Raw genomic sequence first — 17,949 nt, forward strand, 5'->3', positions numbered from 1 at the left:
GAAGCCACCGGGCGAGCCGATTTCGCGGCGCGCGGAAGTGGCGCCCACCGGGCCGCACGGAGCCGGCCGGTCCGGGGCTCAGCGCTTTCGGCTGTACGTCCTGACCAACACCCCGTTGTCGAAGGTACGTACGGCGTCGAGCGTGAACTCGATGGCTCTGAAGTCCGAGCCGAACATCGGCATGCCTGAGCCGTACACGAGCGGATAGGTTTTGATCACGAGCTCGTCGACCTCGTCGATCAGCTCCCCAGCGAGCTGCGAACCGCCGCAGAGCCAGATGCCCAGGTCTGTCTGCTCCGCCTTGAGTTCCCGGACGCGGCCGACCAGGTCCTCGGAGATCACTTCCACGTTCGCGTCCGGGGATTCCTTCAGCGTGCGGGAGGCGACGATCTCGCGAAGAAGGGCGTACGGGCTGGTGACGCCGGTGTCCAGAGCCAGCTGGTAGCTGGAGCGTCCCTGGATCACCGTGTCGAACCGCTGACTCCTCGTGTCATGGAATCCAAGAGCCTCCCGCCCCTCGGCCGAGACGGTCTCCGGATACTCCGCCTTGAGGAAGGAAAGGAACTCCTCGTTGACGAAGCGGTACATCGATGTGGCGTCGCCGCTCGGGTCCCCGATGAAACCGTCGATCGAGCAGGCGATGAAATAGGTGAGCTTGCGCAAGTGGTCTCCGTTCCACGTAGGCCTGGCGGCCGATGAGCACGTCTGTCGTCGCGGCACCTTGTTCCTCAGCTGGAACCACGTCACATATAGTGCTTCACATGTAGTGGTTGCGCAAGCCGTTCACAGGAGAAGAACCGACGGGAGTTCGATCATGGCCAGGAATCCGGAACGCAGAACCGCGCTCATCGACGCCGCCATCGAGGTGCTGGCGCACGAGGGGGCCCGCGGCCTCACCTTCCGCGCCGTGGACGCCCGGGCCGGCGTGCCGGTGGGCACGTCGTCCAACTACTTCGCGAGCCGGGACGACCTGTTCATGCAGGCGGGGGCCCGGATCAACAGCCGTATGACACCCGACCCCGCAGTGGTGGAGGAGGCGCTGCGCCCGGGACCCTCACGGGAACTGGTCACCTCCCTGATGCGATGGCTCGTCCAGCGCATGGCGGACGACCGCACCGGCTATCTGGCCATGCTCGAACTGCGCCTGGAAGCAACTCGCAGGCCGGCGCTCCGTGTCCAGCTGACGCAGACGGTGCGCGCGGAGTTCGACGCGGGCGCCGACTTCTACCGGGCCGCGGGCCTGCCGGGCGACCACGACACGTTCCGCGCGCTCTACCTGGCCATGACCGGCGTCCTCCTGGAGCACTTCACGTTGCCAGGAGTGCTGTCCGGCACCGCGCTCGACGACCTGGTGGAGAGCGTGGTCACGCAGATCGTGCCTGGCTGACCCCCGCATACCGACCGCCCGTCAGGGGCGCACGGACATCGCTGTCCGCCGCCGGTCACCTTCGCGCCGCACCGGGTCATGGCAGTGACGGACACACCAGCCCGGCCGGAGTACCCGGCCTCCCCGTGCTGCACTTCGCCGGCGCCGTCGTCACCGTGGACGGGGCCCGCTCGTACGCACGCCCACATCCCGTTTCCGCAGGTGTACGTGGCCCCTGTGGTCGGCGCGCGGGTCCTGGGCCCGGCCGCCTGATCCGCGCGCCCCGCTGACGAGAACCCGCGCCCCGGGATCAGGTCTGAGCCATGTCCACGAAGCGCGAGTAGTGACCCTGGAACGCCACCGTGATCGTCGCCGTCGGGCCGTTACGGTGCTTGGCCACGATCAGGTCGGCCTCGCCCGCACGCGGTGACTCCTTCTCGTACGCGTCCTCGCGGTGCAGCAGGATCACCATGTCGGCGTCCTGCTCGATGGAGCCGGACTCACGGAGGTCGGAGACCATCGGCTTCTTGTCCGTACGCTGCTCGGGGCCACGGTTCAGCTGGGAGAGCGCGATCACCGGGAGCTCCAGTTCCTTGGCCAGCAGCTTGAGGTTTCGGGACATGTCCGAGACCTCCTGCTGGCGGCTCTCGGCCCGCTTGGACCCACCGGACTGCATCAGCTGCAGGTAGTCGATGACCACGAGCTTGAGGTCGTTGCGCTGCTTGAGACGGCGGCACTTCGCCCGGATCTCCATCATGGAGAGGTTCGGCGAATCGTCGATGTAGAGCGGGGCGGCGGATACGTCCGGCATCCGGCGGGCCAGCCGCGTCCAGTCCTCGTCCGTCATCGTGCCGGAGCGCATGTGGTGCAGGGCCACCCGGGCCTCCGCCGACAGGAGTCGCATCGCGATCTCGTTGCGGCCCATTTCCAGGGAGAAGATCACGCTCGGAAGGTTGCTCTTGATCGAGCACGCCCGCGCGAAGTCCAGGGCCAGAGTCGACTTACCCATGGCGGGACGGGCCGCGATCACGATCATCTGGCCGGGGTGCAGGCCGTTCGTGAGGGCGTCGAGGTCCGTGAAACCCGTCGGCACACCGGTCATCTCACCGCTGCGCGAGCCGATGGCCTCGATCTCGTCGAGAGCGCCCTCCATGATGTCGCCCAGCGGCAGATAGTCCTCGCTGGTGCGCTGCTCGGTGACGGCGTAGATCTCGGCCTGCGCGGAGTTGACGATCTCGTCGACGTCCCCGTCGGCCGCGTATCCCATCTGCGTGATCTTCGTCCCCGCCTCGACGAGGCGGCGCAGTACAGCGCGCTCGTGGACGATCTCCGCGTAGTACGACGCGTTCGCCGCCGTCGGCACGGACTGGACGAGGGTGTGCAGATACGGGGCTCCGCCGACCTTGGTGATCTCGCCGCGCCTGACCAGTTCGGCCGCCACTGTGATCGGGTCGGCCGGCTCACCCTTCGCATAGAGGTCGAGGATCGCCGTGTAGACGGTCTCGTGGGCCGGGCGGTAGAAGTCGTGGCCCTTGATGATCTCCACGACGTCGGCGATGGCGTCCTTGGACAGCAGCATGCCGCCCAGCACCGACTGCTCGGCGTCCAGGTCCTGCGGAGGCACCCGCTCGAAGCCGGGAGAGCCACCGTCCCAGCTGCTCTCATGGCCCCGGTCGTGCTGTTCGTCGCGTCCCTTGCCGTCACCGCGGCGCTTACGGGAAACGGGCAGACGGTCACTGGGACCGGTGTCGGCCCAGGGGTCGTCCAAAGGCTCAGGGATACTCACCCGGCCACCTCCTCCCGTCCGCTTCGCGGACCTAGCCGTGCCACTCTTTCTTACGGCACGGCACCGACAAACAAGACGCCCGACTCCGGTTCCGGCGCGAAGAGTTCTGCGGGGTTCCAAGGCCATAACGGAGTGCGGGCGCCGGACCACGGTAGGCCCCTCCGCACCGTCAGCCAATCTGGTTATCCACAGGGCATGTGGACGACAGGCCAGATGCTGTGGAGAACTCCTCCGATCCTGTGCACGGAGCGGGGGACAGCACTGTGGACAAACTCATAGCACCTCCCGCACCACAGCCCTGACCTGGCCTTTCTCCATCCACCGGCTGTGGGGGAGAAATACTTTTGCCCTCAGATCAAGTTCACAGCAAACGGTGCACCGAGGAACTCCGGACGGTGACGAAAGTAAGGACTGCAAGGGCATTGCATCTCTTACCTGTGGAAGATTAGATTGGCCCTCATGACCAAGGCCCCCGCGACGTCCTCGCTCAGCCGCAGACGGCACGACCGGGAGATCATCGCCCTCGCCGTACCGGCCTTCGGCGCACTCGTCGCCGAGCCCCTTTTCGTGCTGGTCGACAGCGCCATCGTTGGCCATCTCGGAACACCTCAGCTGGCCGGCCTGGGAGTCGCCGCAGCTCTGCTGATGACCGCGGTGAGTATCTTCGTCTTCCTCGCCTACGCGACCACAGCGGCGGTCGCCCGCCGGGTCGGTGCGGGAGACCTTCCCTCCGCGATCCGTCAGGGGATGGACGGGATCTGGCTGGCACTGCTCCTAGGTGCCGTAGTCGTTGGCACCCTCCTCCCCGCAGCCCCTTGGCTCGTCGATGTGTTCGGTGCCTCCGATACCGCGGCTCCCTACGCGACTACGTATCTGCGCATCTCCAGCCTCGGCATCCCGGCCATGCTGGTCGTCCTCGCCGCGACCGGTGTACTGCGAGGCCTCCAGGACACCAGGACCCCCCTCTACGTAGCCATCGGCGGTTTCACTGCGAACGGCGTTCTCAATGTGATCCTCGTGTACGGCCTCGGCCTCGGTATCGCAGGCTCCGCCTGGGGCACCGTGATCGCCCAGGCCGGCATGGCCGCGGCCTATCTCGTCGTAGTCGTACGAGGAGCGAAGCGCCACGGGGCCTCCCTGCGCCCCGACGCCGCCGGCATCAGGGCCAGCGCACAGGCCGGTGTGCCCCTGCTGGTCCGCACACTGTCGCTGCGGGCCGTCCTGATGATCGCCACTGCTGTCGCGGCCCGTCTCGGCGATACCGATATCGCCGCCCACCAGATCATCCTGTCGCTGTGGAGTCTCACCGCGTTCGCCCTCGATGCCATCGCCATCGCCGGCCAGGCCATCATCGGGCGCCACCTCGGTGCGAATGACGCCAAGGGTGCACGCGAGGCCTGCCGACGCATGGTCGAGTGGGGCATCATGTCCGGCGTTGTCCTGGGCATCCTGATCGTGCTGGCCCGTCCCCTGTTCATCCCGCTCTTCACCAGCGACCCGACCGTGCGGGACACGCTGCTTCCCGCCCTGCTGGTGGTGGCGCTCTCGCAGCCGATCGCCGGAGTGGTCTTCGTCCTGGACGGTGTGCTGATGGGTGCCGGAGACGGGCGCTACCTCGCCTGGGCGATGCTCGTCACTCTGGGAGTATTCGTTCCCGTCGCCCTCCTGGTCCCCGCCTTCGGCGGTGGCCTCACGGCGCTGTGGTGGGCGATGACTCTGATGATGGTGGTCAGGCTGGTGACTCTCTGGATGCGCGCCCGCTCGGGACGGTGGATCGTCACCGGAGCGACGCGCTGAGCCTGTGGATCTCACGTTTCACGTGAAACAGGCCTACATGTGAAACAGACCTTTGCGGGTAGCAAGGCCCGGAACAGACCCACGTTTCACAGCCTGTCCGGAAACGACGAAGGGCCGCACCCACTGGGTGCGGCCCTTCACCTAGCTCTGCTGAGCTGTGCCCTTAGGCAGCAACGACCTCGATGCCGAGCTTCGCAGCGACCTCGGGGTGCAGACGCACGGACACCTGGTGTCCACCAAGCGTCTTGATCGCCGAGCCGAGCTCAACGCGACGCTTGTCGACGTCCGGACCACCGGCGGCCTTGATCGCCGAGGCGATGTCGGCCGGGGTGACGGAGCCGAAGAGACGGCCGGCGTCGCCGGAGCGAACAGCCAGACGAACCTGGACGGACTCGAGCTTGGCCTTGATCTCGTTGGCCTGCTCGATCGTCGAGATCTCGTGGATCTTGCGGGCGCGGCGAATCTGCGCCACGTCCTTCTCGCCACCCTTGGTCCAGCGGATGGCGAAGCCACGCGGAACCAGGTAGTTACGGGCGTACCCGTCCTTGACGTCAACGACGTCGCCTGCAGCACCGAGGCCGGAGACCTCGTGGGTGAGGATGATCTTCATGATTCGGTCACCCTTCCCTTATCGCGCGGTGGACGTGTAGGGCAGCAGCGCCATCTCACGGCTGTTCTTCACAGCCGTGGCGACGTCACGCTGGTGCTGCGTGCAGTTGCCGGTGACGCGGCGGGCACGGATCTTGCCACGGTCGGAAATGAACTTCCGCAGCATGTTCGTGTCCTTGTAGTCCACGTACTGGGTCTTGTCCTTGCAGAACGCGCAGACCTTCTTCTTAGGCTTGCGCACAGGCGGCTTCGCCATGGTGTTTCTCCTGTGTGATCAAGAAGTGTGGGTACGAGCTGCCCTAGAAGGGCGGCTCGTCCGAGTAGCCGCCGCCGGAACCAGCAGATCCGCCGGTGGTGCCGCCGGAGCTTCCGCCCCAGCTGCCTCCGCCGCCCTGCTGACCCCCGCCTTGCTGGCCGCCGGCCGGCGCGCCAGTGGCCCACGGGTCGTCGGCGGGAGCACCGCCGCCGCCCTGCTGGCCTCCGGCACCGGGACCGCCGCCCCAGTTGCCGCCGCCCTGCTGGCCACCGCCGTATCCACCCTGGCCGCCCTGGCCCTGGCCACCGCGACCTGTGGTCTTGGTGACCTTCGCCGTGGCGCTCTTCAGGCTGGGGCCGACTTCCTCGACGTCCAGCTCGTAGACCGTGCGCTTGACGCCCTCACGGTCCTCGTAGGACCGCTGCTTCAGCCGGCCTTGCACGACAACGCGCATGCCTCGCTGGAGCGACTCCGCGACGTTCTCCGCCGCCTGACGCCAGACCGAGCAGGTGAGGAACAGGCCCTCACCGTCCTTCCACTCATTGGTCTGACGGTCGAAGATGCGGGGAGTGGACGCGACACGGAACTTCGCGACCGCCGCACCGGACGGGGTGAAGCGCAGCTCGGGGTCGTCGACGAGATTGCCGACGACCGTGATGACGGTCTCGCCTGCCATGGGTGAACCTCTCGGCGGGGATTGCTTCTGGCTGCTTGCTGCTACTCGAACCCGATGACCGCTGAGCTAGAAGCTCAGTGGGTCTCGGGGCGGAGGACCTTGGTCCGGAGGACCGACTCGTTCAGGTTCATCTGTCGGTCGAGCTCCTTGACGACTGCGGGCTCTGCCTGCAGGTCGATGACCGAGTAGATGCCCTCAGGCTTCTTCTTGATCTCGTAAGAGAGACGACGACGGCCCCAGGTGTCGACCTTCTCAACCTTTCCGTTGCCCTCACGGACGACGGAGAGGAAGTTCTCGATCAACGGGGAGACTGCGCGCTCCTCGAGATCGGGGTCGAGGATGACCATCACCTCGTAGTGACGCATGTGGAACCCACCTCCTTTGGACTCAGCGGCCACGGTCGTTCCGTGGCAGGAGGGTCGTGATGCGTAGGCACTTGTGTCTCCGAGTAGAACAGCCGCCACTGACAACGCCCTCCATGGAGAGGAAACAGTCGAGCCGGCTCGGGGCAGACACAGGTGCAGACCGTCCAGACTACCCGCAGAGGGGCTTCCGGTTGAAATCCGGTGCTCAGGAGACGCAATCTGTACACATCGGGTGTGAGCGGCGCTACAGTGCGCCGCCTTCAGGCCGGGAGGTTCTCCATGGCACACGCAATGCGACGCCGTTCGTCCGTTTCCCTCTTCGCCACGGATGGCAAGGCTCATCCACTCCAGGACAGCCTCGTGGCAGTGACCCTGGTGCTGGGCGCACTCGCCTTCGTGACGGCGATGTTCCACAACCTGCACCTGATCAGCTCCTGGGCCGGACTGATCGGAATCCTTACGGGTGCCTACGGGCAGTACATCTCCGTGACCACACGCGAGAGGTTCCCGCTGATCATCGGACTCGGTGCCTCGGCCATCGGGTTCTTCCTCGGTATGGCCCACGGCGGCCTCTTCGGCGGCGTCCTGGGCTGAGCGGTCCTTCACCCGGCTGCCGAGCCGGGGACCGTGGTGCCAGAACGGGCGCTCCCCGGTCACAGTAGGCTTCGGCGCGAGAGCCGGAGCCCCTGACCGATGGGGACACACCTGCCGAGGAGCGCCCCGCATGAGCCTGACCCTGAGGACCATCAGCCGAGACCAGCATCTGGCGTACATCCAGAGCCTGCCCTCGGCCAGTCACTGCCAGGTCCCGGCGTGGGCTGACGTGAAGACCGAATGGCGCTCGGAGAACCTGGGATGGTTCGACAAGAGCGGCGAGATGGTCGGCGCCGGCTTGGTCCTGTACCGCCAGCTGCCCAAGATCAAGCGCTATCTCGCGTATCTCCCCGAGGGCCCGGTCATCAACTGGTACGCACCGAACCTGGACGACTGGCTCCAGCCGATGCTCACCCATCTCAAGCAGCAGGGCGCCTTCTCCGTGAAGATGGGCCCGCCCGTCGTCATCAGGCGCTGGGACTCGGCCGCCATCAAGTCCGGCATCCAGGACCCCGACGTGAAGCGCCTGCGCGACGTCGAGGCCACTCACATCGAGCCCCGCGCCTTCGAGGTCTCGGACCGGCTCCGCAAGATGGGCTGGCAGCAGGGCGAGGACGGCGGCGCCGGGTTCGGTGACGTCCAGCCCCGCTACGTCTTCCAGGTCCCGCTGGCCAACCGTTCCCTCGAAGACGTACTCAAGGGTTTCAACCAGCTGTGGCGCCGCAACATCAAGAAGGCCGACAAGGCCGGTGTCGAGGTGGTCCAGGGAAGCTACGAGGACCTCGCCGAATGGCAGCGGCTGTACGAGATCACCGCGGTGCGCGACCACTTCCGGCCCCGCCCGCTCTCGTACTTCGAGCGCATGTGGAAGGTCCTCAACTCCGAGGACCCCAACCGCATGCGGCTGTACTTCGCACGGCACAACGGGGTGAACCTGTCCGCGGCGACGATGCTCGTCGTCGGCGGCCACGTCTGGTACTCGTACGGCGCGTCCGACAACATCGGGCGTGAGGTCCGGCCCTCGAACGCGATGCAGTGGCGCATGCTGCGCGACTCGTACGCGATGGGCGCCACGGTCTACGACCTGCGCGGCATCAGCGACTCGCTGGACGAGACCGACCACCTCTTCGGCCTGATCCAGTTCAAGGTCGGCACCGGCGGCGAGGCGGTCGAGTACGTCGGGGAGTGGGACTTCCCGCTCAACAAGCTGCTGCACAAGGCCCTCGACATCTACATGTCGCGCCGCTGATCCCCGCGACGCACGCTTCAGTTCGTTCCGCATACCTCTGATACACCGCAGCCACAAGAAAGGTTCCGGGCCGGCCATGGCGCTCACCCTCTACGTAGACACCGCGCGCTGGCGGGCGCACCAGAAGTCCGTGCTCGACCAGTTCCCCGGTCTCGTACCGGTCTGCAAGGGCAACGGATACGGCTTCGGCCACGAGCGGCTCGCCGACGAGGCGATCCGTTTCGGCTCCGACACGCTCGCGGTAGGGACGACCTACGAGGCAGCTCGTATCAAGGACTGGTTCAGCGGCGACCTGCTGGTCCTCACGCCCTTCCGGCGGGGCGAGGAGCCGGTGCCGCTCCCGGACCGCGTCATCCGTTCGGTCTCCTCCGTCGACGGTGTGCACGCCCTCGTGGGCGCACGGGTCGTCATCGAGTGCATGAGCTCGATGAAGCGCCACGGCGTGAAGGAGGAGGAGCTGGGGCAGCTGCACGCCGCCATCGAGGACGTGCGGCTCGAAGGCTTCGCTCTGCACCTGCCGCTGGACCGCACCGACGGCTCGGACGCGGTGGAGGAGGTCATCGGCTGGATGGACCGGCTGCGCGCGGCAAGGCTGCCGCTGCACACCATGTTCGTCAGCCATCTGCGCTCCGAGGAACTGGCCCGCCTGCAGCAGCAGTTCCCGCAGACCCGCTTCCGCGCCCGCATCGGTACCCGGCTCTGGCTCGGCGACCACGAGGCGACCGAGTACCGGGGCTCCGTCCTCGATGTGACGACGGTCGTCAAGGGGGACCGTTTCGGCTACCGCCAGCAGAAGGCCGCGTCCGACGGCTGGCTGGTCGTCGTGGCCGGCGGTACGTCCCACGGCGTCGGGCTGGAGGCGCCCAAGGCCCTGCACGGTGTGATGCCCCGCGCCAAGGGCGTGGCCCGTGCCGGCCTGGCCACGGTCAACCGGAATCTCTCGCCGTTCGTCTGGGCGGGCAAGCAGCGCTGGTTCGCGGAACCCCCGCACATGCAGGTGTCGATCCTGTTCGTGCCGTCGGACGCGCAGGAGCCGAAGGTCGGCGACGAACTGGTGGCCCATCTGCGCCACACGACCACCCAGTTCGACCGCCTCGTCGACCGCTGATCCGGCCCGCCACGTCCGACCGCTGATTCGGCCGCTGACCGGCAGCGGGGGCCCGGTCCCCCGCGCCTCAGTCGGCGGCCGGGCGTCGCGCGGCGCCCCACTCCACACGCGGCCCCTCGGCGGTGCGGACTGTGTGCCGTGCCGGGTGAGGCGCCTCTCCGAGGACGAAGACGTCCGGCGCGTCGTCGATCACGCCGCCCGACGGATCGTCGGACCCGTCGCGCCGTACGGGGTCGCGTTCCGGCCTGAAAATGTCCCGGACGACGACGGCACAGATGTACAGCGTCCCCAGCAGGTGCAGGGCGATCGCGACCTGGTAGCCCTCCTCGGGCAGCCCCTGGTGCTTGTCGCCGCTGGTCGTGTACGCGAGGTACAGCCAGATCCCCAGGAAGTACATGCACTCGCATGCCTGCCAGATGAGGAAGTCGCGCCAGCGTGGCCTGGCCAGCGCGACAAGCGGAATGAGCCACAGCACGTACTGGGGTGAGTACACCTTGTTCGTCAGGACGAAGGCCGCCACGAGCAGAAGCGCGAGCTGCGCGAAACGCGGCCGGCGCGGGGCGGCCAGGGTCAGCCCCGCCAGCGCCAGGACGGCCACCACCATCAGCAGGGTGGAACCCATGTTCACCGTGTCCACGTCGATGGCCATGCCCGTACGCTGCGTGATGACCAGCCAGAACGAACCGAAGTCGAGCGGCCGTTCCCGGTTGAAGGTGTAGAACCTCTTCCAGCCTTCCGGGGCGAACACCATCACGGGCAGATTCACCGCCAGCCAGGCGGCGGCCGCGCCCAGCACCGCATGGAAGAACGCCTTCCACTTCCCTGCCCGCCAGCACAGCAGCAGGACCGGCCAGAGCAGCAGCGCGGGATAGAACTTCGCGGCCGTCGCCAGGCCGATGAGGAGGCCGAACGCGAGGGCGCGCCCCCGGGACCACATCAGCATCGCCGCGGCCGTCAGGGCGACGGCCAGCAGGTCCCAGTTGATCGTGGCGGTGAGTGCCAGGGCAGGCGCCAGGGCGACCAGCAGGCCGTCCCAGGGGCGGCGGCGGTGGGTACGCGCGACGCACACCGCGGTGACGACGGCGCAGAACATCAGCATGCCCGCGTTGACCATCCAGTACATCTGCTCGCGCTGCTGGACGGGGTCGCTGTCGGGCGTCAGCGTGAGCCAGGCCGCGATCTGCATGAACAGACCGGTCAGGACGGGGTACTCGAGGTACTTCATGTCGCCGGGAAGCTGATCGAAGTACGGCACGAGACCTTCGGCGAAGCCGCGTCCGATGTACAGATGCGGAATGTCGGAGTAGCAGGCGTGCGTGTACTGCGAAGTGGTACCCCGGAACCAGGCCCATTCGTAGCAGGGGATCTTCTGGACTATGCCGAGTGCGAACAGGCCGATCGCGACCAGCGCGATGACCCGCACGGGTGTCAGAGGGCCCTTGCCGAGCAGCGCCCGGCGTCCCACTCGTCCGCCGATCAGTTCACTGCCCGCCGCGGCGACCTCGTCCTGGTGCGTGGGCCGTACGACGGGCCGCTCCTGATCCACGCTCGTTTCCTCTGCGCTTGGCATGCCGCACATCCTGCCGTACGGGGCTGTGCCCGAGGTGAGGCCGCCCCGGGACACGGCGAGGGCCGCCGCACCGGGTGGTGCGGCGGCCCTCGCCGTCGTACTGAGCAGGCCCGTGGCCGGGCGGTCTGCGGGGCTATCCGCCGCCCCCGAAGAGTCCGCCGTTTCCGTTGCCGTTCCCGCCGTTCTCGGTGCCGTCGGTCGTGTCACCCGTGGTCCCGGTCGTATCGGCTCCTTCGGCGGTGCCTGCCGTATCGCCTCCCTCGACCGTGCCCTCGGTGGTCCCGCCGTCGTCCGTACCGGCGTTGGCGCCGCCGTTGTCCTTGCAGTCGTCCGAGCCCAACATGTCGCAGGTGTCGGTCGGCGTGGGAGTGGTCGGGGAAGGAGTCGTCGGCGACGGCGACGGGGTCGTCGGCTCGGGAGAGGGTGTCGGGGGCACCGTCTCGGTCGGAACCGGCTTCGGGCTGGCCGCACCGCCGCCGTACATCTTCTCGCCCCAGGGCTGAGGCTTCGGGAAGTTCTTGACCTTCTGGCCCTTCATCGCCTCGGCCATGAAGTCGTGCCAGATCTGCGCGGGGAACGAGGCACCGTGGATCTCCTTCTCGCCACCGGTGCCGTACATCTCGAGGAACTCGCGCTTCTTGTTCTTCTCGTCGTCGTCCATGCGGAACATGCTGATGGCGGTGGAGAGCTGCGGGGTGTAGCCGACGAACCACGCCGAACGGTTACCGTCCGTCGTACCCGTCTTCCCCGCCACGTCGCGGCCGGGCAGCTTCGCCGGCGTACCCGTTCCGTTCTCGACGACGTTCTTCAGCACATCGGTGACGTTGTCCGCGATGATCGGATCGAGCGCACGCTTCCGCTTCGACGCGTGCTGGTAGACGGGCGCCCCCTTCTGCAGGACCTTGGTGACGGAGAAGGGTTCGCGCTGCAAACCACTGGTGGCGAAGGTCGCGTAGGCGCCCGCCATCCGGATGGCGCTCGGCGAGGACGTACCGATGGAGAACGACGGAACGTTCGAGTCGGCCATGTAGTCGTCGTCGCGCAGTCCGACAGCCATGGCGACGTCCTTCACCTTGTCGGTGCCGACGTCCATACCGAGCTGCACGAAGGGGGAGTTGGCTGACTGCTCCATCGCCTTGCGCAGGTCGATGTCGCCGTAGGACTCGTCGCCGTCGTTGGTCTGGAGCCACGGCTTGTCGTCGTCGCCCCTCCACACCCCGCCGTTGTACTTCTTGATCTCCAGCAGGTTGTCGCCGTTGTAGATGCTCTTCGGGGAGACCGGCGTACGCTCCGACTTCTCCTGTACCTCACCGAGTGCGGGGTCGCGCTTCCCGTACTCCATCGCGGCGGCCAGCACGAACGGCTTGAAGGTCGAGCCCACCTGCGCACCGGTCGGATCCGCGTTGTTGGTGTAGTGCTTGGTCGCGTCCCGGCCGCCGTACGTGGCTTCGATCGCGCCGGTGCTCGGGTTGATCGAGGCACCGCCGAACTGGACGTGAGTGTCCTTGTCGGGGCGCTTCTCAGGGGCGATGTTCGCCTTGTCCACGTCCTCGACGGCCTTGACGAGCTGCTTGACCCGGTCTTCCTTGAAGGTCGTGTGGATCTCGTACCCGCCCTGGGCGAGCTGCTCGGAGGTGATGTCGGTGTTGTTGAGGACGTACGACTTGGCGAGGTCGACCAGATATCCGGTCTGACCGCCCAGCTGGGCGTTCTGGCGGGGCGGCAGCGGCATGGGGAACGTGTCGTACGTGTCGCGCTCCGCCTGCTCCATCCGGTTGTCCTTGACCTGCTCGTCAAGGATCCACTTCCAGCGGTCCTCCGCCCGCTTCCTGTTCTTCTCCTTCGTGGCCCTCTCCCGGTCGACCTCAGGAGCACCGGCCGGGTCGAAGTAGGTCGCACCCTTGAGCAGCGTGGCCAGGAAGGCGCACTCGCTCGGGTCCAGGTCCTTGGCGTCCTTCTTGTAGTACGTACGGGCCGCGGCCTGAAGCCCCCAGGCGCCCCGGCCGTAGTACGAGACGTTCAGATAACCGGCCATGACGTCCCGCTTGTCCATCTCCCCTCCGACCTTGAGGGTGATGAAGAGCTCCTGGAACTTCCGGCTGAGGGTCTGGTCCTGGGAGAGCCTCGAGTTCTTCACGTACTGCTGGGTGATGGTCGAGCCGCCCTGGGTCTCACCGCCCTTGGCCATGTTGAAGAGCGCTCGGGCGATACCCATGGGGTCGATGCCCTTGTCGTCCTCGAACGACTTGTTCTCGGCCGAGATGACGGCGTTCCGCATGGCCGTCGGAATCTGCTCGTAGCTGATCTCCTGGCGGTTGACCTCACCACCGGTGGCGACGAGCTGCGTGCCGTCCGCCCAGTAGTAGACGTTGTTCTGGGCTTTGGCTGCCTTGTTGATGGTCGGCGTCGTGACCATCGCGTACGAAATGCCGGCCACGCCCATCAGAAGGCCCAGGAAGCTGAGACACACCCCGGAGACGAGCTTCCACGACGGCACCCAGCGCCGGAAGCCGTACTCCCCGGAGCGCGGGTAGTCGATGAAGCGCTTCTTGCCGGGAGGACCACCCGGGCCTCCCCGGCCGCGGCCGGGGAGGTCGTGGCCCCCGCCGCCTCCACCTCGCCGACGGCCACCGGCACCGGCCCCGGAGCTGAGCTCCTCGGCGCCTCTTCGGCGTCCACCGCCGCGCTGGGCGGCACGGCGGGCCTCGGCGCGGCTGCCGTACTGGCGTTCCTCGCCGTGTGCGTCGGAAGGTGATTCATTGGTAACACTGCGTGACGACGTTTCGCGGCGCCCTGCAGGCTGGGCGGCTCGTCTGGCCGCTGCGCGTCCGCCACCTTGCGGTTGGGACGTTTTGCGACGGTGCTCGCTCATCGAACGACTACTCCTCGGGCAGGCGAGAGCGCCTGGAAGCGGCAGTTGAGATCCGGTCCCCCCGAATTGCGGACGAACCCTGCGGAGGGCTCACCCGCAGCACATCCGGCAGTCCGCGAAGACTGACGCTCACTAGCGCCTCGCGGTTCCCGGTGGTCTGCATGGCGCCCAGACTACGCACGGCCAAAACGCACCTAGCACCGAACTCCACCCCAAACGACGCAAGTCGCTTCCTACGAATTAGTGATGTGACGCCGCTCACGAAGGCTCCCCTTGTCGAAGTGGGCCGACCGATCTATCGTGCTGATGTATCGAGTCGATACATCAGCGCGGCATAAGTTCCACTCAAAAGCTCAGCAGGAGCATCCGGAGAAGGAAGGGGGGCGAAGGTGAGCAGACGCTCAGGCATCCTCGAATTCGCCGTACTCGGCCTGCTCCGCGAATCCCCGATGCACGGGTACGAGCTGCGCAAGCGCCTCAACACCTCACTCGGGATCTTCCGCGCCTTCAGTTACGGCACCCTCTACCCCTGCCTCAAGACGCTGGTCACCCAGGGCTGGTTGATCGAAGAACCGGGAAATGTCCCGGCAGACCTTCCTCCCGCCGCGGCCAGGGCGGTCGCGCCCGCTTCTTCACTCGCGGGACGCCGGGCCAAGATCGTCTACCGGTTGACGGCAGAAGGTAAGGAGCACTTCGAGGAGCTCCTCTCGCACACCGGCCCGGACTCCTGGGAGGACGAGCACTTCGCGGCTCGTTTCGCCTTCTTCGGGCAGACGGAGCGAGAAGTGCGGATGCGGGTGCTGGAGGGCCGCCGCAGCAGGCTCGAGGAGCGTCTCGAGAAGATGCGCGCCTCGCTCGCCCGCACCCGTGAACGACTCGACGACTACACGCTTGAGCTGCAGCGGCACGGCATGGAGTCCGTGGAGCGCGAAGTGCGCTGGCTGAACGAGCTCATCGAGAGCGAACGCTCGGGAAGGGACCAGCGAAGGTCCCCGGCCGAGGGCTCGCCTCAGCAGGACACATCAGCAGAAGCGGGCGGCCTGCCCCGGCACCGGGATTCCACCCGGCCGGATCCGTCCGACGACACCACCAAGTGAAAACCCCGCAGGTCCGCAAGGCCTCAGCGGGGAACACCGAGAACACACAGGGAGCAATCGGCATGGGTTCGGTTCGCGTAGCCATCGTTGGTGTAGGCAACTGCGCCGCCTCGCTGGTGCAGGGCGTCGAGTACTACAAGGACGCCGATCCGGCCGGCAAGGTGCCCGGTCTGATGCACGTCCAGTTCGGCGAGTACCACGTCAGCGACGTCGAGTTCGTCGCCGCCTTCGACGTCGACGCGAAGAAGGTCGGCCTCGACCTCGCGGACGCCATCGGCGCCAGTGAGAACAACACCATCAAGATCGCCGATGTGCCGAACACGGGCGTGACCGTTCAGCGCGGCCACACCCACGACGGTCTGGGCAAGTACTACCGCGAGACGATCGAGGAGTCCGCCGAGGCCCCGGTCGACATCGTCCAGGTCCTCAGGGACAAGCAGGTCGACGTCCTCGTCTGCTACCTGCCCGTCGGTTCCGAGGTCGCTGCGAAGTTCTACGCGCAGTGCGCCATCGACGCCAAGGTCGCGTTCGTCAACGCTCTCCCGGTCTTCATCGCCGGCACCAAGGAGTGGGCCGACAAGTTCACCGAGGCCGGTGTCCCGATCATCGGTGACGACATCAAGTCCCAGGTCGGCGCCACCATCACGCACCGCGTGATGGCGAAGCTCTTCGAGGACCGCGGTGTCATCCTGGACCGCACGATGCAGCTGAACGTCGGCGGCAACATGGACTTCAAGAACATGCTCGAGCGTGAGCGCCTGGAGTCCAAGAAGATCTCGAAGACGCAGGCCGTCACCTCGCAGATCCGCGACCGTGAGATGGGTGCGGACAACGTACACATCGGCCCGTCGGACTACGTGGCCTGGCTGGACGACCGCAAGTGGGCGTACGTGCGCCTCGAGGGCCGCGCGTTCGGTGACGTTCCCCTGAACCTCGAGTACAAGCTCGAGGTCTGGGACTCCCCGAACTCCGCCGGTGTCATCATCGACGCCGTGCGCGCTGCGAAGATCGCCAAGGACCGCGGCATCGGTGGCCCGATCCTCTCCGCATCCTCGTACTTCATGAAGTCCCCGCCGGTGCAGTACTTCGACGACGAGGCCGCCGCCAACGTCGAGAAGTTCATCTCGGGCGAGCTCGAGCGCTGAGCAGCCGTTCACGGCGCACAGCCTGACGGGGGCGAAGAGCGGTAACGCATACCCCCCTTCCACATGTTGAGGGTCCCCGGGCAATCCGCCCGGGGACCCTCAACGTGTGTGACGCTTGCTCACATGCCAGTCGTGCGTGATCTGCGCGTACTCCTGCGTCTTCGGTACTTCCGTCGCCTTCTCGCCGTACGGCTTCTCTCACAGTCGGCCGACGGGGTGTACCAGGTCGCTCTCGCCACATACGTCGTCTTCTCCCCGGAGAAACAGGCAACGCCGGGTGCCATCGCCTCCGCCATGGCGGTGCTGCTGCTGCCGTACTCCTTCGTCGGCCCCTTCGCCGGCGTCCTCCTGGACCGCTGGTCACGCCGTCAGGTCTTCCTGTACGGGAATCTGCTCCGTGCGGTGCTTGCCTGCTGCACGGCCCTGCTGATTCTCAGCTCCGTACCCGCCTGGCTCTTCTACGTCTCCGCCCTCTGCGTCACGGCGGTCAACCGTTTTGTACTCGCCGGTCTGTCTGCGGCGCTTCCACGCGTGGTCGACGCCGACCGGCTCGTGGTCGCCAACTCCCTCTCGCCCACGGCAGGCACGCTGGCAGCGACCGCGGGCGGCGGTCTCGCCTTCGCCGTGCGCCTACTGCCCGCCGGGTCCGATGCCGCCGTGGTCCTGCTGGGAGCGACGCTCTACCTCTTCTCGGCCCTGGTTTCCCTGAGCCTGCCGCGGCGACTGCTCGGCCCGGATGCGGACGCGAGCCATCTACGGCTTCGTGAGGCGCTGGCCGTGACCGCGCGCGGGCTCGCGGCCGGACTGCGCCACCTGGCGGAACGGCGGGACGCCGCCCGCGCTCTGGCCGCCATGACGGTGATGAGGTTCTGCTACGGGGCTCTGACCGTCATGGTGCTGATGCTGTGCCGGTACGCGTGGTCCGAAACCGAGTCCGACGGACTGAGCCTCCTGGGGCTGGCGCTCGGAGCCTCCGCAGCGGGCTTCTTCGTCGCTGCGGTGACGACCCCCTGGGCGGTGGGGCACCTGGGCCGGTTCGGCTGGATGGCCCTGTGCGCGGGCGCCGCCGCCGTCCTGGAGCCAGCACTGGGGCTGCCGTTCGTCCTCGGGCCGATGCTGGTGGCGGCGTTCGTACTGGGCCTCGTGACACAAGGCACGAAGATCGCCACGGATACGGTGGTGCAGACGTCGGTGGACGACGCGTTCCGCGGCAGAGTCTTCTCGCTCTACGACGTGCTGGTCAATATCGCCTTCGTCATCGCCGCCGCACTTTCCGCGCTCCTGCTGCCCGCTGACGGTCGGTCGGTCACGGTGGTGACCGGAGTGGCCGTGCTCTACGCGGCCGTCTCCGTGGCGGCGTTCCGATGGATACGCGCGAGAGAAGCGCCGAGCGGGACCACCTGACACCGAGGGCGCTGTTTCACGTGAAACAGCGCCCTTCGGTACCCCGACACCTCGG

17 protein-coding genes are annotated in these 17,949 nt (G+C 67.1%); 9 read left to right on the top strand and 8 right to left on the bottom strand.

Going from position 1 to position 17,949, the window contains the following annotated elements:
- Positions 1 to 78: 78 nt before the first annotated feature.
- On the bottom strand, positions 79 to 663 hold the full coding sequence (locus tag F0344_RS17600) for a dihydrofolate reductase family protein (RefSeq protein ID WP_185299691.1): 585 nt from the start codon (positions 661 to 663) through the stop codon (positions 79 to 81).
- A 151-nt stretch (positions 664 to 814) separates the two neighbouring features.
- Here F0344_RS17600 and F0344_RS17605 point away from each other — a divergent pair, with 151 nt between their 5' ends.
- Positions 815 to 1,387, top strand: a complete 573-nt coding sequence (locus tag F0344_RS17605) for a TetR/AcrR family transcriptional regulator (protein ID WP_185299692.1) — start codon at positions 815 to 817, stop codon at positions 1,385 to 1,387.
- Positions 1,388 to 1,676: 289 nt separating this feature from the next.
- Here the strand turns inward: F0344_RS17605 and dnaB are convergent, their stop codons facing one another.
- Positions 1,677 to 3,134 (bottom strand): replicative DNA helicase, encoded by a 1,458-nt coding sequence (gene dnaB, locus F0344_RS17610; RefSeq protein ID WP_185302741.1) that lies wholly within the window; start codon positions 3,132 to 3,134, stop codon positions 1,677 to 1,679.
- A 477-nt stretch (positions 3,135 to 3,611) separates the two neighbouring features.
- On the opposite strand from dnaB, the gene F0344_RS17615 reads away from it, so the two are divergent.
- Positions 3,612 to 4,949 (top strand): MATE family efflux transporter, encoded by a 1,338-nt coding sequence (locus tag F0344_RS17615; RefSeq protein WP_185299693.1) that lies wholly within the window; start codon positions 3,612 to 3,614, stop codon positions 4,947 to 4,949.
- Positions 4,950 to 5,112: 163 nt separating this feature from the next.
- Here F0344_RS17615 and rplI read toward each other — a convergent pair whose 3' ends face one another.
- The 4 genes from rplI to rpsF all read right to left on the bottom strand — a co-directional run bounded on the left by rplI (position 5,113) and on the right by rpsF (position 6,855).
- Complete coding sequence (gene rplI, locus F0344_RS17620; protein ID WP_185299694.1) at positions 5,113 to 5,559, bottom strand: 50S ribosomal protein L9; 447 nt, start codon at positions 5,557 to 5,559, stop codon at positions 5,113 to 5,115.
- 18 nt (positions 5,560 to 5,577) lie between these two features.
- Positions 5,578 to 5,814 (bottom strand): 30S ribosomal protein S18, encoded by a 237-nt coding sequence (gene rpsR / locus F0344_RS17625; protein ID WP_003967857.1) that lies wholly within the window; start codon positions 5,812 to 5,814, stop codon positions 5,578 to 5,580.
- Between the two features lie 43 nt (positions 5,815 to 5,857).
- Positions 5,858 to 6,490 carry a single-stranded DNA-binding protein gene (locus F0344_RS17630; protein WP_185299695.1) on the bottom strand — a complete coding sequence of 211 codons (633 nt, stop codon included), beginning with the start codon at positions 6,488 to 6,490 and terminating at the stop codon, positions 5,858 to 5,860.
- A gap of 74 nt (positions 6,491 to 6,564) precedes the next feature.
- Positions 6,565 to 6,855, bottom strand: coding sequence for a 30S ribosomal protein S6 (gene rpsF, locus F0344_RS17635; RefSeq protein ID WP_006604399.1), 291 nt, complete (start codon positions 6,853 to 6,855; stop codon positions 6,565 to 6,567).
- Positions 6,856 to 7,134: 279 nt separating this feature from the next.
- On the opposite strand from rpsF, the gene F0344_RS17640 reads away from it, so the two are divergent.
- The 3 genes from F0344_RS17640 (at position 7,135) to F0344_RS17650 (ending at position 9,806) form a co-directional block, all read left to right on the top strand.
- Positions 7,135 to 7,449 carry a hypothetical protein gene (locus tag F0344_RS17640; RefSeq protein ID WP_185299696.1) on the top strand — a complete coding sequence of 105 codons (315 nt, stop codon included), beginning with the start codon at positions 7,135 to 7,137 and terminating at the stop codon, positions 7,447 to 7,449.
- 130 nt (positions 7,450 to 7,579) lie between these two features.
- The gene (locus F0344_RS17645; RefSeq protein WP_185299697.1) at positions 7,580 to 8,698 is read left to right on the top strand and encodes a lipid II:glycine glycyltransferase FemX; all 1,119 of its coding nucleotides are present in this window, start codon (positions 7,580 to 7,582) and stop codon (positions 8,696 to 8,698) included.
- A gap of 76 nt (positions 8,699 to 8,774) precedes the next feature.
- Positions 8,775 to 9,806 (top strand): alanine racemase, encoded by a 1,032-nt coding sequence (locus tag F0344_RS17650; RefSeq protein WP_185299698.1) that lies wholly within the window; start codon positions 8,775 to 8,777, stop codon positions 9,804 to 9,806.
- 67 nt (positions 9,807 to 9,873) lie between these two features.
- On the opposite strand, the gene F0344_RS17655 is transcribed toward F0344_RS17650, so the two are convergent.
- Together F0344_RS17655 and F0344_RS17660 are read right to left on the bottom strand one after the other, a co-directional pair.
- The gene (locus F0344_RS17655) at positions 9,874 to 11,385 is read right to left on the bottom strand and encodes a glycosyltransferase family 87 protein (RefSeq protein WP_185299699.1); all 1,512 of its coding nucleotides are present in this window, start codon (positions 11,383 to 11,385) and stop codon (positions 9,874 to 9,876) included.
- Between the two features lie 124 nt (positions 11,386 to 11,509).
- Positions 11,510 to 13,819 (bottom strand): transglycosylase domain-containing protein, encoded by a 2,310-nt coding sequence (locus F0344_RS17660; protein WP_258050275.1) that lies wholly within the window; start codon positions 13,817 to 13,819, stop codon positions 11,510 to 11,512.
- Positions 13,820 to 13,972: 153 nt separating this feature from the next.
- Between F0344_RS17660 and F0344_RS35880 the strand changes: the two genes are divergently transcribed.
- The 4 genes from F0344_RS35880 to F0344_RS17675 all read left to right on the top strand — a co-directional run bounded on the left by F0344_RS35880 (position 13,973) and on the right by F0344_RS17675 (position 17,894).
- Positions 13,973 to 14,131 carry a hypothetical protein gene (locus F0344_RS35880; RefSeq protein ID WP_258049985.1) on the top strand — a complete coding sequence of 53 codons (159 nt, stop codon included), beginning with the start codon at positions 13,973 to 13,975 and terminating at the stop codon, positions 14,129 to 14,131.
- 506 nt (positions 14,132 to 14,637) lie between these two features.
- Complete coding sequence (locus F0344_RS17665; RefSeq protein WP_185299701.1) at positions 14,638 to 15,345, top strand: PadR family transcriptional regulator; 708 nt, start codon at positions 14,638 to 14,640, stop codon at positions 15,343 to 15,345.
- 62 nt (positions 15,346 to 15,407) lie between these two features.
- Entirely contained in the window at positions 15,408 to 16,490 is a 1,083-nt protein-coding gene (locus F0344_RS17670) for an inositol-3-phosphate synthase (RefSeq protein ID WP_185299702.1), read from the top strand.
- 123 nt (positions 16,491 to 16,613) lie between these two features.
- Complete coding sequence (locus F0344_RS17675; RefSeq protein WP_185299703.1) at positions 16,614 to 17,894, top strand: MFS transporter; 1,281 nt, start codon at positions 16,614 to 16,616, stop codon at positions 17,892 to 17,894.
- The last annotated feature ends 55 nt before the right edge of the window (positions 17,895 to 17,949 follow it).

Source organism: Streptomyces finlayi, assembly GCF_014216315.1.
Taxonomy (GTDB): domain Bacteria; phylum Actinomycetota; class Actinomycetes; order Streptomycetales; family Streptomycetaceae; genus Streptomyces; species Streptomyces finlayi_A.

Coding starts and splice junctions, on each gene's coding strand:
- F0344_RS17630 (WP_185299695.1), bottom strand. CDS start 6,490: ATGGCAGGCGAGACCGTCATCACGGTCGTCGGCAATCTCGTCGACGAC.
- F0344_RS17660 (WP_258050275.1), bottom strand. CDS start 13,819: ATGGGCGTGGCCGGCATTTCGTACGCGATGGTCACGACGCCGACCATC.
- F0344_RS17645 (WP_185299697.1), top strand. CDS start 7,580: ATGAGCCTGACCCTGAGGACCATCAGCCGAGACCAGCATCTGGCGTAC.
- F0344_RS17605 (WP_185299692.1), top strand. CDS start 815: ATGGCCAGGAATCCGGAACGCAGAACCGCGCTCATCGACGCCGCCATC.
- F0344_RS17615 (WP_185299693.1), top strand. CDS start 3,612: ATGACCAAGGCCCCCGCGACGTCCTCGCTCAGCCGCAGACGGCACGAC.
- F0344_RS17655 (WP_185299699.1), bottom strand. CDS start 11,385: ATGTGCGGCATGCCAAGCGCAGAGGAAACGAGCGTGGATCAGGAGCGG.
- F0344_RS17650 (WP_185299698.1), top strand. CDS start 8,775: ATGGCGCTCACCCTCTACGTAGACACCGCGCGCTGGCGGGCGCACCAG.
- rpsF (WP_006604399.1), bottom strand. CDS start 6,855: ATGCGTCACTACGAGGTGATGGTCATCCTCGACCCCGATCTCGAGGAG.
- F0344_RS17670 (WP_185299702.1), top strand. CDS start 15,408: ATGGGTTCGGTTCGCGTAGCCATCGTTGGTGTAGGCAACTGCGCCGCC.
- rplI (WP_185299694.1), bottom strand. CDS start 5,559: ATGAAGATCATCCTCACCCACGAGGTCTCCGGCCTCGGTGCTGCAGGC.
- F0344_RS17640 (WP_185299696.1), top strand. CDS start 7,135: ATGGCACACGCAATGCGACGCCGTTCGTCCGTTTCCCTCTTCGCCACG.
- F0344_RS17675 (WP_185299703.1), top strand. CDS start 16,614: ATGCCAGTCGTGCGTGATCTGCGCGTACTCCTGCGTCTTCGGTACTTC.
- rpsR (WP_003967857.1), bottom strand. CDS start 5,814: ATGGCGAAGCCGCCTGTGCGCAAGCCTAAGAAGAAGGTCTGCGCGTTC.